13 protein-coding genes are annotated in these 16,226 nt (G+C 73.0%); 6 read left to right on the top strand and 7 right to left on the bottom strand.

The window, feature by feature from the left end; all coding sequences use genetic code 11:
• Window position 1: 1 nt before the first annotated feature.
• Both BM290_RS24180 and BM290_RS24175 read right to left on the bottom strand, forming a co-directional pair.
• Window positions 2-694, bottom strand: coding sequence for a hypothetical protein (locus BM290_RS24180; protein ID WP_143133916.1), 693 nt, complete (start codon window positions 692-694; stop codon window positions 2-4).
• A gap of 114 nt (window positions 695-808) precedes the next feature.
• The gene (locus BM290_RS24175) at window positions 809-2,098 is read right to left on the bottom strand and encodes a S8 family peptidase (protein ID WP_177319875.1); all 1,290 of its coding nucleotides are present in this window, start codon (window positions 2,096-2,098) and stop codon (window positions 809-811) included.
• A gap of 373 nt (window positions 2,099-2,471) precedes the next feature.
• Here BM290_RS24175 and BM290_RS24170 point away from each other — a divergent pair, with 373 nt between their 5' ends.
• Window positions 2,472-5,111, top strand: coding sequence for a CHAT domain-containing protein (locus BM290_RS24170; RefSeq protein WP_093617814.1), 2,640 nt, complete (start codon window positions 2,472-2,474; stop codon window positions 5,109-5,111).
• On the opposite strand, the gene BM290_RS24165 is transcribed toward BM290_RS24170, so the two are convergent.
• Window positions 5,101-5,556 (bottom strand): hypothetical protein, encoded by a 456-nt coding sequence (locus BM290_RS24165; RefSeq protein WP_093617812.1) that lies wholly within the window; start codon window positions 5,554-5,556, stop codon window positions 5,101-5,103. The genes BM290_RS24170 and BM290_RS24165 overlap by 11 nt on opposite strands.
• 39 nt (window positions 5,557-5,595) lie before the next feature.
• The gene (locus BM290_RS24160; RefSeq protein WP_093617810.1) at window positions 5,596-6,171 is read right to left on the bottom strand and encodes an RNA polymerase sigma factor; all 576 of its coding nucleotides are present in this window, start codon (window positions 6,169-6,171) and stop codon (window positions 5,596-5,598) included.
• A 138-nt stretch (window positions 6,172-6,309) separates the two neighbouring features.
• Here BM290_RS24160 and BM290_RS24155 point away from each other — a divergent pair, with 138 nt between their 5' ends.
• Window positions 6,310-7,455, top strand: a complete 1,146-nt coding sequence (locus tag BM290_RS24155; RefSeq protein ID WP_093617808.1) for a threonine aldolase family protein — start codon at window positions 6,310-6,312, stop codon at window positions 7,453-7,455.
• A gap of 347 nt (window positions 7,456-7,802) precedes the next feature.
• Here the strand turns inward: BM290_RS24155 and BM290_RS24150 are convergent, their stop codons facing one another.
• Both BM290_RS24150 and BM290_RS24145 read right to left on the bottom strand, forming a co-directional pair.
• On the bottom strand, window positions 7,803-8,528 hold the full coding sequence (locus tag BM290_RS24150; protein WP_143133915.1) for a hypothetical protein: 726 nt from the start codon (window positions 8,526-8,528) through the stop codon (window positions 7,803-7,805).
• Window positions 8,529-8,779: 251 nt separating this feature from the next.
• Window positions 8,780-10,729: an endo-1,4-beta-xylanase gene (locus tag BM290_RS24145; RefSeq protein ID WP_093617805.1), complete on the bottom strand. Its 1,950-nt coding sequence runs from the start codon at window positions 10,727-10,729 to the stop codon at window positions 8,780-8,782.
• A 156-nt stretch (window positions 10,730-10,885) separates the two neighbouring features.
• On the opposite strand from BM290_RS24145, the gene BM290_RS47495 reads away from it, so the two are divergent.
• The 4 genes from BM290_RS47495 (at window position 10,886) to BM290_RS49225 (ending at window position 13,633) form a co-directional block, all read left to right on the top strand.
• The gene (locus BM290_RS47495) at window positions 10,886-11,659 is read left to right on the top strand and encodes a DUF4142 domain-containing protein (protein ID WP_143133914.1); all 774 of its coding nucleotides are present in this window, start codon (window positions 10,886-10,888) and stop codon (window positions 11,657-11,659) included.
• Between the two features lie 128 nt (window positions 11,660-11,787).
• Window positions 11,788-12,192: a GNAT family N-acetyltransferase gene (locus BM290_RS24135; protein ID WP_239143659.1), complete on the top strand. Its 405-nt coding sequence runs from the start codon at window positions 11,788-11,790 to the stop codon at window positions 12,190-12,192.
• Between the two features lie 233 nt (window positions 12,193-12,425).
• Window positions 12,426-13,124 carry a GNAT family N-acetyltransferase gene (locus tag BM290_RS49230; protein ID WP_218163301.1) on the top strand — a complete coding sequence of 233 codons (699 nt, stop codon included), beginning with the start codon at window positions 12,426-12,428 and terminating at the stop codon, window positions 13,122-13,124.
• A complete protein-coding gene (locus BM290_RS49225) occupies window positions 13,028-13,633 on the top strand; it encodes a sterol carrier protein domain-containing protein (RefSeq protein ID WP_239143660.1) in 606 nt (201 codons plus the stop codon). The genes BM290_RS49230 and BM290_RS49225 overlap by 97 nt, the downstream gene beginning before the upstream one ends.
• Window positions 13,634-13,704: 71 nt before the next feature.
• On the opposite strand, the gene BM290_RS24125 is transcribed toward BM290_RS49225, so the two are convergent.
• The gene (locus BM290_RS24125) at window positions 13,705-16,131 is read right to left on the bottom strand and encodes a DUF6493 family protein (protein WP_093617799.1); all 2,427 of its coding nucleotides are present in this window, start codon (window positions 16,129-16,131) and stop codon (window positions 13,705-13,707) included.
• Window positions 16,132-16,226 lie beyond the last annotated feature (95 nt).

Here is a 16,226-nt window from a genome sequence, read left to right as displayed (position 1 = left end):
ATCAGTGTGCCGCCTTGATCCGGTCGACGATCTTGCGGCGGTCGCCGTCGTCGGCGCCGAGGTCGGCGGCGTCCACGGCGGCCAGCAGCGGCGCCCGCTCGGCCTCGGTGAACCGGCGCAGGTTCGCCTCGGCCAGCACCAGCGCCTGGTGCTGCTCGGTGGCCGTGACCGGGACACTGATCGCGCTGGTCAGGGTCGCCGCGTCGACCAGCCGCGGGTCACCCTGCATGAGCCCGAGCAGCAGCACCCGGACCGGCCCGGACGCCACCGGGAAGACCGCCCTGATCTCCGCCGGGTCGAAGGTGCGCTGGCCGGCGAACGCGGCCGCCCGGGTGAGCAGGTGGTCCTGGACCTGCTTGCGGACGGTGTAGTAGGTGCCGCCGACGAGCTGGGTGTGGATCACCCCGTACGCCTCGGCGATCTCGGCCAGCTCGGTGTTGTCGAGCAGCCGCGCGGTCCCCGGGGCGCCGTGCCGGGCGATCTGCCGCACCAGCCGCAGCTCGAACCCGCCGGCGCCCACCAGGAGCGCCTCCAGGTGCGGCAGCACGAACGGGCTGAGCAGCAGCAGGCCGCCGGCGATCAGCATGACGACGAGCGCGGCGCCCGGATCGGGGGAGAAGAACGTCTTCCACCCGGCCACCAGCAGGGCGGCCACTCCGGCGCCCCCGACCGCCCACAACCACCATCGATTCATGTGGCAGAACCTATCGGGTCACCCCGCGAGGCCGGTACGGGCCGGACCTCGGCGGCTGATCTCGTCCGCGCGGGGTGACGCGTGTTCCCGGCCGGGATGTCGTCGCCGAACGGGTCAGGCCGGGCCGAGACGGGCGGGTTTGCCCTCGGCGGCGGGCGCGAGCAGTTCCGCGGCGACCTCGGCGGCGCTGATCCGGCCCGGCACGGTGCGCTCGGCGATCAACGCGCTGACCACGGCTGCCGCGAAGGATGTCCCGCTCCACCGCGCGTACCCCTGAAAGGTCTTGTCGTGCCTGGTCGCCGGAGCGGGCCCGGCGCCGTCGGGATCCTCCCAGACCGACACCGTGCCGCTGAGATAGGTGCTCTCCAGATCGGTGCCGGGCGCCAGCGCGGTGATCCACGGGCCCTTCGCGCTGAACGGGGCGCCCTCCGCCCCGACCGCGACGACGTTCGGGAACGCAGCCGGGAACGCCGGCTGATGATCCCGCCCGTCCGCCAGATAGCCGTGGTTGCCGGCCGCGGCCACCACCACGGTGTCCCGGCCCAGACGCTCCAGGGCGGTCGCCAGCACCAGCGGCCCGTCGCCGTCGTCGGTGTAGCAGACGAACGACAGGTTCAGCACGTCCGCACCCGCCCGGCCCGCCGCGACGATCTGATGGGCGGTGGTCCAGGCGTCGGCGGTGCCGTCCAGCACCGGATGCACGCTCAGGGTCGCCGCCGGGGCGTGCCGGCGCACCAGCCCGGCGATGAACGTGGCGTGACCGGCCTCCGCACGCACCGGCCGGCCGTCGCCCGCGCCCGGATAGGGACCGGTCCACGCCCCGGTCAGGTAGTCGTGGTTCACCATCGCGGTGTCGATCAGCCCGACGACGACGCCGTTCGGGGTCGCGCCCGGCCGGTCGGCCCACGCCGGTCGCGCGATCGCCACCGGCGCGCCGCCGCCACCGTGCGACACCTCCCCGGAGGCGGGCGCCGCCCCCGATCCACCCGCCGTCCGGCCCTGGATCCCAGCAGCCCGTCCGTCCTGCGTCGCCGCGGACGCGGGGGCCGCTGCGGACCTCTGGCGGCCGTGCACCTCGCCGACCATCCGGTTCTTGCCGAGCAACGGCGACCAGCCGCAGTACTGCCGTCCGAACCCGGCGCGCACCGCCGCCAGGATCCGGTCGAGCGGCGGCCCGCCCCGGTCACCGCCGATCTGCGCCCAGGACTCCAGCGCCGTGGCCGCCCGTTCCGGATCCGGCAGCGTCACCAGGGCCAGCTCCAGCGCGTCACTGGTCTGCGCGCCGGCGTGCAGCCGTCCCGGGTCGCTCCCGGCCCTTTCGCGGGCCTCGTCCAGCGCGGTCAGCACCATCCCCAGGTGTGGCAGCGCGACGACCACCTGGGTCGGCTCGGCAACAGAAGTCATAAAATCCAGATTAAACATATTTTGTACGGTTAACGCCCGGCCTTTTCCGCCGGACGCGATCGTGTCGCCGGGGGGTCGTCATCCCGCGGCCCCGGTCACGGCCGCGGTCCGGCGCCACCCGGCTCGACCCGCCGGCCGTGGGAGCTGCCGGACTTCCACAACCGGCCGGCCCTCCCGTCCCGGGCCGGCCCAGAGCGCTGGAGCGGCCCTCGAACCGGCTGATCTTGGGGCCTGTCGGGCGGACTGTGGTGGCAGCTCTGACGGCGGCTGGTCGGGGAGCCGGCGGGCAGGTTTCTGGCCGCTCCCAGGGCCGGCCGGCGGTGGGGCCGGCCCGGACCGGGACGAGGCGTGGCGTTGCCGGAAGGGGCAACAGGTGGAAGCGGAGATCGTGGTGGCGGCCGACGCCGCGGAGGCGTTGCGGCTGGCCGCCGTCGAGCCCGCCCGCGCGCGGCAACTGGCCCACGCCGCCGATCGGGCCGCCCGCGCCACCGGCGACCGGATCGGGCGCAGCGTCGCCCAGCGCGCCCTCGGCGTGGCCGCCCTGCAACTGCGGGACCTCGACGAGGCCGTCACCCGGCTGCGTGCGGCGGTGTCGCTCGCCCGGCGCTCCGGCGCGACCACCCTGGCCGGCGAGGCCCGGACCAGTCTCGCGTCGGCGCTGGCGCTCAGCGGGTCCGCCGGGTCGGCGTTCCGGCAGATCGCCACCGCGCTGCGGGAGTTGCACGGGCCTGCCGCCGCGCGGGCCCGGGTTCAGCAGGCGGCGATCCTGCAGGAGCTCGGCCGCGTCGACGAGGCGCTGGCCGCGGTCCGGCCCGCGCTGCCGGTGCTGCGCCGGGCCGGTGACGTGCAGTGGGAGGTCCGCGCGCTCAACAACCGCAGTCTGCTGCACCTCGAACGGCGGGCGTTCGCCGCGGCCGAGGCCGACCTGCTGACCGCCATCGAGCTGTGCGTCCGGCACGGGCTCGACCTGCCGCGAGCGTACGCCGAGCAGAATCTCGGCTGTCTGCGCGCCGGCCGCGGTGAGGTGCCGGCGGCGCTGGCCAGTTTCGACCGGGCCGAGGAGCACTACCGGCGGCTCGACATGCGGGTCGGGTCGCTGCTGGTGGACCGGGCCCGGCTGCTGCTGTCGGTACGGCTCGTGGGCGAGGCCCGGGCCACCGCCGAGGCGGCCGTCGCCGCGTACGCCGAGCAGCGCCGGATCAACCTGCCCGAGGCACGGCTGCTGCTGTCCACGGTGGCCCTGGTCGAGGGGGATCTCCCGGCGGCCGAGGAGGCGGCCCGGCAGGCGGCGCGGGAGTTCCACCGGGCCGCGCGCCGGGAGCTGCTGGCCCTGGCCCGGCACGCCCGGCTGCAGGTGCGGATGGTCCGCGACCGCAGCAGTGTGACGCCCGCGCAGGCGCGCCGCTGCGCCGACGACCTCGCCCGGGCGGGCTGGCTGGTGCCGGCGCTGGAGGCGCGGCTGATGGCCGGACTGCTGGCGCTGGACCGCGGACGGCGTACCGAGGCTCGTGCCGATCTGGAACAGGCGAGCCGGGCCCGGTCCGCCGGCCCGGCGGAGGCGCGTGCCCGGGCCTGGCTCGCCGAGGCGATGCTGCGCCGCGCCGACGGCCACCGCTCCGGAGCGCTGCGGGCCGTGGCGGCCGGGCTGCGGATCCTCGAGGACCAGCAGGCTCTGCTCGGCGCCACCGAGCTGCGCGCGCACATGTCCGCCCACCGCGGCTCGCTCGCCCGCCTCGGGGTGGACCTCGCGCTGGAGAACGGCAGCCCCCGCGCGGTGTACCGGTGGGCCGAACGGCGGCGGGGCATCACCGCGGTCCCGCGCCCGGTGCGCCCGCCCCGCGACCCGGCGCTGGCCGCGCTGCTCACCGAACTGCGGGCCACGATGACCACGATGGAGGCGGGCGGCCCCACCCCGGCCCTGACCCATCGCCAGGTGACCCTCGAACGCGAGATCCGCGACCACTGCCGCCGCACCGACGGCTGCGGGACCGGCCCGTCCCGTCCCGGCCCACCGGCGATCGCGGAACTCGCCGCCCGGCTCGGCGACGCGGCCCTGGTCGAGTACGTCGAGCTGGACGACCATCTGCACGCGGTGACCGTGGTGTCCGGGCGGACCCGGCTGCACCGGCTGGGTCCGCTCACCGAGGTGACCGGCTGCCTGCGCCACCTGCCGTTCGCCCTGCACCGGCTGGCCAGCGAGCACACCACCGCGGCGAGCGCCGCCGCGGCCCGGACGGTGCTGGCCCGTGCCGCCGCCACCTTCGACCGGGCGCTGCTGCGGCCGCTGCGGCTCGGCGACCGGCCCCTGGTGCTGGCGCCCAGCGAACAGCTGCGGTCCCTGCCGTGGTCGATCCTGCCGTCCTGCGCCGGCCGGCCGGTGACCGTGGTCCCGTCGGCCCGCCTGTGGCTGGACGCGGTCCACCGCCGTACCGATCGGCCCGGCCCGGTGCTGGTGGTCGCCGGACCGGGGCTGCGTGACGCCTGCCGCGAGGCCGAGGCGGTGGCCCGCCGCTACCCGGATGCGGTGCGGCTGCTCGGCGACGCGGCCGCCGCCGACCGGGTCGCCGCGTCGATGGCCGGCGCCCGGCTGGTGCACGTGGCCGCGCACGGCGACCTGCGGTCGGACAACCCGCTCTTCTCGGCGCTGCGGCTGGCCGACGGCCCGTTCACCGTCTACGACCTGGAACTTCTGGAACGCCCGCCGCAGCACGTGGTGCTGGCCGCCTGCGACGCCGGCCGGGGCCAGCCGGTGGCCGGCGAGGAGGTCCTCGGGCTCACCACCGCGCTGCTCGGCCAGGGCACCCCGACCCTGACCGCGCCGGTGATCCCGGTCCCCGACGCCGAGACGGCCACCCTGATGGACGGTTACCACGCGGGGCTGGCCGCCGGGCGGTCCCCGGCCGAGGCGCTGGCCGCCGCCCAGCAACGCACCCGCGACGACGGCGGGCCGGCTCTCGCGGCGGCGGCCGGGTTCGTCTGCCTCGGCGCCGGGCTGGCTCCGCTCACATCCTGATCCAGTCGGTCCTCAGCCGTACCGGCCCGGCCTCCACCCGCAGCCGGAACGGCTCGCCCACCGGCACGTCGACACTGAAACAGCCCACCTCGTCGATCTGCGCCTCGGCCGTCGGCCCCTGTGCCCCCTCGGCCGTCAGCCGGCCCGGCCCGGGCGGGATCAGCTGTCCGATCAGCTGCTCGGCGTCCCGTTCCACCTGCACCTCGGCGCTCTCGCCGGTGAACAGCACGGTCCGGTTCCCGGCCGTGCCGGAGCGCACCGAGGCGCCGGCGTCGATCAGCGAGTCGTAGGTGAGCCCGGCCAGCTCCAGTTCCTCGTCGATGCCGCGCCAGGTCCACACGGCGCCGGCGGCCCGTACCCTCTCCGTCAGGTGCCCGGACTCCCGCATCGCCGCCGCCAGCTCGCCCACCAGCATGTCGTCGGCCTCCTCGTCGGTCGTGCTCATGACCCGCCACCTCTTCCTGGTCGTTACCGGCTGTCGGTTCTATGCCATTCCGCTGATGTGCGGGCATGCGCGCAGGCGTTCCAGGGCCCGTGCCCGGGTCGGCCCGATGCTGCCGATCCTGATGTTCAGCCGCCGGCTGATCTCGGCGTACGACGGCTGCGGATCCTCGATCAGCAGGAGCAGCAGCTCACGCTGATGGTCCGGGAGCACGGCCAGGCCCGCGAGCAGCGCCTGGTGCCGGGCGACCCGGATCAGGTGCTCGTCCGGGTCGCCGGCCGGGGCGGCCGAGAGCGGCTCGTCCCCGGCGTGGGTGTCGGCGAGGGGATCGTACGGCCGGGTCCGTTGTGTCGCCCGGACCTGCCGCAGGCACTCGTTCCGGCTGGTCGTGATGATCCACATCGGGAGGGCGCGGGGTTCGCGCAGCTCACCGAGGTGCTCCAGCAGCCGCAGCCACACCGTCTGGGCGACATCGTCGACGTCCGTGCCGTGCAACCGGAATCCGTGCGCCACCGACGCCACGAGCGGCGTGAACCGGGCGACCAGGTCCTTCCAGGCCGCCTCGTCCCCGTCCACGGCCGCGGCCACGAGATCGGTCACGTCGAAGCTTTCGTTCACCCCCTGAGGATCACGGCGATCCCGCGGTTGATACCGGATTACGAAGAAAGTCCCTACCGGCAGGACGACGTGGTCCGCGGTATCAGCGGCGTTCCCCGCCGATCAGACAAGGGAGGCCAGTACGAACGGGGAGCCGACATGTCCGTGGAGTTGATTGATCTTCGCAGCGACACCATGAGCCGTCCCACACAGGCGATGCTGCACGCCATGATGACCGCCGACCACGGCGACGACCGGTTCGGCGAGAGCGCCGCCACGCGGGCCCTCGAGGATCACTGCGCGGCCCTGTTCGGCAAACAGGCCGCCCTGTTCATGCCGTCCGGGACGATGAGCAACCAGATCGCGCTGCGCATCCTCGCCGGCCACGGCCGCGAGGTGCTGTGCGAGGCCGGCCACCACCTCAACGTCCACCAGGCGTCGTCCGCCGCCGCCCTCGCCGGGGTCGCCGTCAACGCCGTCACCACCACCGACGGGTTCCTGCGCCCGGAGACCGCGGCCCGGGCCATCGGCGACCGCGCCCGCTGGATCGCGGAACAGCCGGCCACCGGCCTGGTGTGGACCGAGAACACGGTGTCCGGCCGCGGCGGCCGTGTCTACCCGCTGGCGCTGCTCACCGACGTCAAACACTGGAGCACCCACCACGGCATCGCCGTCTACCTCGACGGCGCCCGCATCATGCACGCCGTCGCGGCCACCGGCACCACCCCCGCCGCCTGGGGCCACACCAACGACGCGATGACGCTGAGCTTCACCAAGGGGCTCGGCGCGCCGATGGGCGCGGTGCTGCTGGGCACCGAGGACTTCATCGGCACGGCCCGCCGCTACCGCCAGTGGTACGGCGGAGCCCTGCACCAGTCCGGCCCGATGGCCGCGGCCGCACTGTGGGCGCTGCGCCACAACAGCGCACGCCTCGCCGAGGACCACGCCGGCGCCGCCTTCTTCGCGTCCGTGCTGGCGGAGTCGCCGCACTTCGTCGTCGAACGGCCGGACACCAACATCGTGCACGCCGACGTCAGCCGGCTCGCCTGCACGCCGGGCGAGTTCGTCACCCGCGCCGCCGCGGCCGGGGTGCGTCTGCTGCCCGTTCGCCGGACGTCGGTGCGAGCGGTCTTCGACGTCCGCACACCTCGGCATCGGGCGGTACGCGCGGCCGAACGCCTGATCGCCGTGGCGGGTGAAGTCCGTCCGGTGCGCGGGACGGCCCGGTCGCGGTGGTGGGACCGGATCGAGGCGCCCCATCCGGTGACCGTCTCCCACCAGGCACACAGCCGTACCTGGGGCTGATCGCCGCCCTCCCGGCCGCCGTTCCGCCGCGTCGCGCTGTCCTGCCGTGGCCGCGTCACCGGCTCGTCGGCCCGCGGCTCTGCCGGCCTGACCCGGCCACTGCTGGGCAGCGCGCCTGCGGCCATTCGCCGCTGGCCGCCGCCGCTGGCCGCCGCCGCTGGCCGCCGCCGCTGGCCGCTCGGCTTCTCGGTGCTCGGCCAGGAGGCGCGGTTCGAAACCGGGCGCCGCGCCGGCCCCTACTCCTCTGTCGGCGGTGTGGTTGAGGTCAGGGCGGCGGGCGTGGCTCCGGCCCGTCGCCCGCGTGGCCCGGGGAGAGCCAGGGTGCCGGGCCGGCGTCGTGACCCTGGTCAGGCGGCCCGGTCGAAGGTCAGCGCGGCATGGCGGGGGACGGCTCGCCACAGGTCGTACAGGTGGGGGTTGTCGGAAACGGTGGCACGGACGGCGGCCAGCGCGGCGGCTCGCGCCGGGCCCGGTGGGGTGTGGTCGAAGCCGGTGTCGCCGGTGGCCAGCGTGTGGAAGCCGGCGAACCGCATGTCGAGGCTCACCTGCCAGAGAGCCGGACCGCCGGGTGCCGGGAGGGTGAACTGGCGGGCGAAACTCAGCATGGCCGTACGATCCGCCCACGAATAGCGGCCCCACTGAACACGAAAACCGTCGTCACCGAGACCGTCGAAGCCGGTCTGGACGAACTCGGTGAACGCCAGCCACGCCGACTCGACGTCGGTGACGGTGTGCGGATCGACGTGATAGTTCAGCAGCAGGCGCTCGAAGATCTCACCCGGGGTCTCCGACCGTACGGCCTCCGCCGCCACCCGGAACGTGTCGCGGCCTCGCCGGTCGGTCGCGCCGTGCCCGAGCCGGATCAGCACGGTGTGGTCGTCGTCCCGGCCGACCACGTCGCAGCGCAGGTCGAGCGCGGTGGGCAGCCGGGAGCCGCGGACGTCACCGATGTCCAGCAGGGGCGCGTGCCCCAGGATGACGGCGGCCGAACCGTCGGACTCGGCCAGGTGCACCTCGACCCGCACGGGCCAGGTTCCGGTCACATCGATCGCTGTCGCCGTTACGTAGTGCACCTCACCGATCGTGCCCTATCGGCGCATCCCGGAGGCCACCAGGGGCGGCCTCCGGGCGTACCGGATGATCATGCTCGTCCGCCGCCGGGACGAAAATCGGCGACTCGGCGGTTGAGGCACGCTTTCCCGGCCGGCCCCTCAACCGATGGTCCAGGCGGTGACGTTGTTCCGCCGGGCTTGCTTGCGGTCGGCCCGTCGGCGAACCGGTAGCGGCGATGCCGTTCGGCAATCGCCTGTGCAGAGGTGATCGGTCAGAGGACGGTGCAGGTGGTTCCGTTCAGGGTGAACGCGGCCGGGACCGGGTTGCTGCCGGTCCAGCTGCCGAGGAAACCGAGCGAGGTGGAGCCGCCGGCCGGGAGGCTGCCGTTCCAGGTGGCGTTGGTGACGGTCACCGCGGCGCCGGACTGGGTGACGGCGCCGCCCCACAGCTGGCTGACCTGCTGACCGCCGGTGAACTGCCAGGCCAGCTTCCACGAACCGAGCGCGACACCGCCGGTGTTGGCGACCTTGACGTCACCCTGGAAGCCGCCCGGCCAGCTGCCGGTGACCCGGTAGGTGACGGCGCAGGATCCGGTTCCGGTGCTGGTGCTCGTGCTCGGTGACACGCTGGCGCTCACACTCGGCGAGGGGCTCGCGGAGGTCTCGATCTTCGTCGGGTCGGCCACGCCCCAGTACGCCTGCTTGGCCTGCAACCGGGTGTCGAACAGCAGCGGCGCGTCCTTGCGGGTCACCGGGAACGTGTCCAGCCACGTGTTGTCGTCGGCGAGGCCCCACAGGGTGACCGACGTGATCTCACTGCTGTACCGGCGGAACAGGGCGAACATGTCGCGGTAGACGTACGCCTGCTTGAGCAGCCGGTCCGCGGGCGGCGTCGGGAAGGTCTCGCTGTTGCTGGTGTAGATGCTGACGTCCATCTCGGTGATCTGTTGATCGATGTTGAGTGGCATGAACTTCGTCAACATTGATTCAGTATCGACGAGTGACGGCCAGTTGATGTTGATGTGCATCTGGTGGCCGACGCCGTCGATCGGCACACCCTCGGCCTTCAACTGCTGAATCAGGGTGAACAGGAAGTCCCGCTTGGCCGGCACATTGGTGTTGTAGTCGTTGATGTAGAGCTTCGCGTGCGGCGCCACCTCACGGGCCACCCGGAACGCGGTGCGGATGTAGTCAAGACCGGTCACGTTGTACCAGGTGCTGCGGCGCATGCCGTCCGGCTGGCTCTCGTCGATCACCTCGTTGACCACGTCCCACACGCCGATGTCGGTGCCGTAGTGGGCGGCCACGTTGCGGATGTGGTTCTCCAGCCGGCCCAGCAGCAGCGTCTTGTTCTCGGCGGTCGCCGTCATCGGCTGGCCGTCCGCGCCGGTGAACACCCACGACGGTGTCTGGTTGTGCCAGACCAGGGTGTGCCCGCGCACGGCGAGGCCGTTGGCCTTGGCGAAGGCCATCAGCGGGTCGGCCTGGGTGTAGGTGAAGGTGTTCTCGGTCGGCTCGGTGGCGTCCCACTTCAGCGCGTTGCCCGGGGTCACCGAGTCGAAGTGCTTGGTGAGAAGCCGGCCGTGCTCGGTGACGGTCTCCGCGCCGGTGATCGCGGCGCCCACCGGGAACTCGGTGACGACGTCCTTCACCGAAGGGATGTCGGTCTGCACCGGCAGCGCCGGCACATACGCGGCGGTCACGTCGTCGATGTGGAACGACTCGGTCGTCGACGCGGTCTCCACGTAGACGCGCAGGAGGTCCACGTCGGCCGCGAGGGTGTAGCGGCCGGTCAGGTTGACCCAGGCGCCGCTGGTCACGGCGGTGTTCCCGACGACCTGGTCGTAGGAGGCGACACCGGCGGTGTGGCGTTCCACGCTCAGGCGGGCGTTGTCCGAGCCGGACGCCATCCGTACCCACACCGAGATCGTGTAGGCGGTGCCCTTCTCGAAGGTGCCGAACACGTCCAGGGAGGGGCCCTGCCAGGTGGCGGTGCGGCCGCTGACCAGCAGGCTGTTCGTGCCGCCGTGCGCGACGGCGGTGCTGGGCGCGAGCGTCTCGGCCGAGCGACCGGCCCAGCCCTGGACGGTGCCGTCCTCGAAGTCGCTGGTCAGTACGGTGATGGGGGCGGGATCTGCGGCGGCGTCGGCGGTCGCGCTGACGACGGCGACGGTTGCCGCGGCGGTCAGAGCGGCCAACGCCAGGCGGGGGAGAGCGCGCACGAGCGGGCTCCTTCGGGGGGAGAAGAGGGAGATTGAGCGACATCGTTACATGGGAGCGCTCCCATTACAACGGTGTTGCGGGGCGGTGTCCGGAGGCGGATTCTCCGAGGGCGCAAAACGGGAATGTGAGTATTTGTCGTAGCTAGGCTCCGGGTCATGCTGTTTCGACGAATCATGGTCGCCGTCGGCGCGGCCGCATCAGTAGCCGCCGGCGGCGCCGCCACTCTGGCAGCCACACCCGCCTTCGCCGAACCCGCCGCCGGTCCGGTTGCTTCGGAGGCAGGCGGCGCCCCAGCGCTGACCGGCGCGGCCGCCCTCACCCCAGCCCTCGGCGGGCCGGCCGCAGTCGCAGTCGGCCCGGCCGCAGCCGGCGCCGTCTCACCCGCATGGGAAGCCGCAGTCGCAGTCGGCCCGGTCGCAGCCGGCGCAGTCTCACCTGCACGGGTAGTCGCGGGCGGCTCGCCCGGCCTCGCCGTGGACACCCTCCGCACCGGAATCGCGGAGCCGTCCACCCAGGACACCGCCTTCCTCCAGGCTGCCAACGAGATCAACCTCGCGGGCATCGCGCAGGGCCGCATCGCCTGGACCAGGACCACGAACGCCGAGGTCAAGGAGATCGCCGGGCGGTTCATGGTCGATCACATCCGGCTCAACGCGGAGATCACCGAGGCCGCCCGGAAGCTGAAGCTCAAGCTCAACGCCACCCCGAACGCCGAGCAAATCGCTGTCGCCGAGCGTTACCAGGCCGCGTCGGCCGGGTCGTTCGACTTGCTCTATCTCTCCACCCAGCTGGAACTTCAGCAGGAGGCGAAGCGGATCGCCGACGCCCAGGTGGCCCGGGGCAGTGACGCGAGCATCAAGCAGGTCGCCGCCGAGGCCGCGCCGATCCTGGCCGGCCACCAGAAGATGCTGAGGGACGCCACCAGCTGATCGATATCAGGCTGGATTCCTAGGATGCTCTAGGCGTGGTGCGGCGCGTCCCCGTACCACCGGCTCTTCGCGGAAAACCCTCCCCCATGATCGAATTCCGGAGACCGATCATGGGGGAGGGTTTTCGCGTGAGTGACATCCGGCAGTTCCGGTGGAGCGACTACGACCGGGTCGTCGAGGTGTGGCGGCAGTCCGGCGCCGACGTTCTGTCCCGGGCCGAACTCGAGGCGAAGCTGGTCCGTGATCCCGAGCTGTTCCTCGTGGCTGCGGCGGGGGAGGACATCGCCGGCGTGGTGCTGGGCACCTACGACGGGCGGCGGGGCTGGATCTTCCGGCTCGGCGTCCACCCGGGACACCGGCGGCGCGGGGTCGCCACCCGGCTGATCGCCGAACTGGAGGTACGGTTCCGGGCGCTCGGCTGCCCGCGGATCAACCTGCTGGTTCGGCCGGACAACGAGGCCGGCCTGCGGTTCTGGCAGAGCCTGGGCTACCTGACCTATCCGGACGTGCTGTGCAGCAAGCCAGTATCCTAACTTCCTAGGATGCCTTAGGGATCGTGCGGCGAGCCGCACGACAACCCTCGAAACGACGGCTTCGCCGACCAGAACCAAAAGATTCAGGCGCCTCTTGAGGAGAGGTGCGGGTGTGCGGGCTCCGGGGACAGAGGGAACGCCGCTAAATCGATTGACCTGGTTCGAGGGCGACTCCATGGTGGCGGGACACCACGGCTCGTGGACCCGGCAGCGCGGAGAGGCAGCAGCGTCACATGGAGATTCGTTCCACCAGCGGGCAGGACCTTGAGGTCTTCGTCGACACGATTCTCGCGGCGTTCGGGCGGTTCCGGGACGGCCCGGCCGAGGGCGCCGGGAATCTGTGGTCGGCATACGAGATGGACCGCAACCTGCTCGCGGTGACGAGTGACGGGCGGCCGGTGGGCACCGCGGGCGCGTACTCCTTCGAGTTGACCCTGCCCGGTGAGATCGTCGCCCCGGCCGCCGGCGTGACCGGCGTCGGCGTGTTGCCGTCGCACCGCCGTCAGGGTGTGCTGACCGCGATGATGCGACGGCAGATCACCGAGTTCCGGGCGCGGGGCGAGTTCCTCGCGGTGCTGCTGGCGACCGAGGCGACGATCTACGGCAGGTTCGGCTACGGGCCGGCGACCTACGCGCAGCGGCTGACGGTGCCACGGCATCGGGCGGGCTTCGCCGCGCCGAGGGGGCCGGTGGCTCGGCCGGGTCGATCGAGCTGCTGCGGCGCGCGGATTGCGGTGAGATCTTGGAGGAGGTGTACGACCGGTACCGTCGCGGGCAGCCCGGTGCGTTGTCGCGGCCGCACCGGTGGTGGGCCAATGGCGCCGGGCAGTCGCCGGTGTCCTCGGCGCCGCGGCACGTCGCCGTGCACCGGGATGCGGACGGGGTGCCCGACGGGTATGTCAGCTATGCGCTCGACGACGCCGACACCCTGATCGTCGACGAGGTCGTCACTGCCGATGACGGTGTGGACGCGGCGCTGGTGCGGTTCGTGCTCGGGCACGATCTGGTGCCGCAGGTGCTGTTCAAGCGGATGCCGGTCGATCATCCGCTGCGGTGGCAGCTCGCGGATTTCCGGGCCGGTCAGGTGACCGATGACAGCGAGTGGCTGTGGGTGCGGCTGCTGGACGTCCCGCGGGCGTTGACCGCGCGGGGCTGGTTCGCCGACGGCGAGCTGGTCCTGGACGTGGACGATTCGTTCCTGGGGGAGCGGGGGCGGTATCTGCTGACCGTGCGGGACGGCAAGGCCGAGTGTGTGCCGACCGGCCGGGAGCCGGATCTGTCGCTGGACGTGCGTGATCTCGGGTCGATCTGTCTCGGTGGCACCCTGCCGAGCGTGCTGGTGCGGGCCGGGCACATCCGGGCGCACCGGGTGGGCGTGGCCGCTCGTGCTGACGCGCTGTTCCGGGCGGAGCGTGCCCCGTACTGCGTGCACTGGTTCTGATCGGTTTTTTGGCGGGGCGCGCGGTGGGGCGCGGTGGTGGTGTGCGCTGACGGGCCGGATTCGGGGTTTCGTCAGGTGAGGGTGGCGTGTGCGGCCCGGGCTGCTCTGCCGGTTCCGGTGAAGCCGGTGAGCCACTGTCGCAGGGTGCCGCCGGGTGCCGGGGGTGTGAGGTCTGCCAGGAGTTCGACCAGGGCGAACAGGCCGGTGTGGGTGCGTTCGAGGGTGGGCAGGAGGGCGGCCAGGACGGCGGCCACGTCGGGGCCGCGGCCGGCTTCGGCGACGGTTCGCAGGGACGATGCCCAGCGTTGCAGGGGTGTGGTGGGGGCGAGCCAGGCCATTGCGGCGCCCAGGTCGGCGGGTGGGAGGCGGTGGGGGACGAGATCGATCACCGCGTCGGCGGCGGCTGTGCGGTCGGTGAGCCGGGCGGAGCCGAGGACGGCGGCGATGAGGATCCGGGCCGTCGGGGGCAGGGCGGTCCGGGCGGCGAGCAGTGGCCGTAGGACGCCGTCGCCGGTGATGCGGCCCGTGTCGCCGGCCGGCCATTGCAGGAGGGCCAGCGCGGCGGGGACGTCGCGGTTGGCCGGCCAGGTGGTGGCGAGCCAGGGCCACCATGCGGTCGCCAGGTACCGGTCCTGGTGTTCTTCGATGGCGCCGAGGGTGACGGTGGGCAGGAGCGGGTCGTCGTCGGTGGTGGGGAGGAAGGGTGTGGCCGCGGTGAAGCCGATGCCGCCGTCGGTCAGCAGGCGGGGGGTCAGTGCGGGTGCGCGGCCGGCTCCTGTGGTGTCGAGGCCGTGGGCTGTCAGGGTGGGCTCGTCGCCGTAGGGGGTGCGGGCTCGGGCGGCGGCGATCCACAGCGGGGCGTCGGTGGCGGTGATGGTGGCTGGTGGCGGGCCGCCGAGGGCGTAGCGCAGGGCTGCGCCGAACGGGCCGGGGACGGCGGTGGCGAGGTCGGGGCCGTGGGCGGCCGGGTCGGGGCCGGTGCGGAGCAGGGCGGCCACGGCGTCGGCCGGCCGGTGGGTGGTGGCCGTGCGGGTGGCCAGCACGGCCGGGTCGATCCAGCCGCCGGTGTGGGTGGGTTCGGCGAGGGGGGTGAATCGGGTGCCGGTGCGGAGGGCGTCGGCTATCTCGGTGGCCCGGGCGGTGAGGTGGATCGTCTTCGGGGCGGGTGGGTGGCCGGGCGCTGCCGGGGCCGGGTGGTCGGCGGCCGCGTACAGGACGGTGCCGAGGACGAGTAGGACGTCTGTTTCGCGGGGGTAGCTGGTGAGGCGGCGTTTCAGGCGTTGGGCGACGGTGCGCAGGCGGGTGGGGTCGGGGCCGAGGCGGGCGGCGGCGCACAGGGTTCGTTCCATGAGGTCGGCGTCGGCGGGGTTCTCGACGAGGATGGCGAAGGCCTCGGCCAGTTCGGTGTGGTCGGTGATCGGTGTGATCGGGGTCAGGGGTGGGGGCGTGGTGGGTGCGGGGGTGGTGACCGGCATGACGGGGGTGGGGGCGGATCGGCCGAGCATGCGGGCGGCGGCGGCGCGTACCTCGGGATGGGGGTGTTCGAGGGCGGTTTCGGCGAGTGGCGGGCCACCCAGTTTGAGGGCTTTGAGGGCGTTCGTCTTGCCGGGGGAGAGCACCGCGTCGGGCAGGCTGGGCGCGTCGGTGACGCCGAGGGTTCGGAGGGCGTCGAGTCCGATGGTGACGACCGGGCCGATCGGGGAGCGGAGCAGCAGGTCGTAGGCGGGTTGCCGGGTGGCGGTGTCGTCGCGGGTGGGTGCCAGGTCGTGGTGCAGGCGGACGAACCAGCCGGCGCGGTACGGGGAGGTGGCGTCGGCGAGGGCGGTGAGGGTGGCGTCGAGGACCTGGGCGCGGTCGGCGTACCCGGTGGTGATCAGGTCGAGGACCGTGTCGTGCCAGGTGAGGCCGGGGCGGACCAGTCCGCGGTCGGCGGCGGCCAGGCTGGGGGCCTGGTCGCGGTCGGTGTCGAAGAGGCGCCAGAAGATCCGGTCGAGCAGGTCCGGTTCGGCGAGCAGGCGTTCGGAGGTGCGGGGGGAGGAGGCGGTGTTCGGGGTGAATCGTCCGCCCGGCCATGTGCCGCTCTCCAGGTAGGAGCCGATGGTGGCGAGCACGTAGTCGTCGTCGGTGGGCAGGGTGACGGCGCCGTGTCGTTCCAGGGCGCGGACGCCGGCGAACGACCAGCCGAGTTCGCTGACGGTGGCCATCTCGCGGATCGCTGCTGCGGCGATGGCGTGGACGTGGGCGGGGCCGCGGGCGATCGCGATGCGTACCTCGTCGTCGGTGCGGGGCAGGACCTCGACCGGTGCGTCGGTGCGTTTGCGGGTGGCGATGCGGGACAGTTTCAGCCGGTGGTGGTCGGTGGGGCTGATGTCGCGGGGGGTGGCGTAGATCGTGTCGACGTCCCGGCTCAGTGATCGTCGTTCGTCGTCGGTGAGGCCGCACAGGAGTGGGACCACGTCGTCGTCGGGGACGGTCAGGAGTTCGGTGAGGCGGGACATCGGCGCAGCATAGAGCCCAGCTTTCATCCTAGGATGCTTTAGAAGTGGTGCGGCAAGCCGCACTGGACAAGATCAGAACGACGGCTTCGCCGACG

It is taken from the genome of Actinoplanes philippinensis, assembly GCF_900113015.1.
Lineage (GTDB): Bacteria > Actinomycetota > Actinomycetes > Mycobacteriales > Micromonosporaceae > Actinoplanes > Actinoplanes philippinensis.
This window is presented reverse-complemented; position numbering and strand designations above follow the sequence as displayed.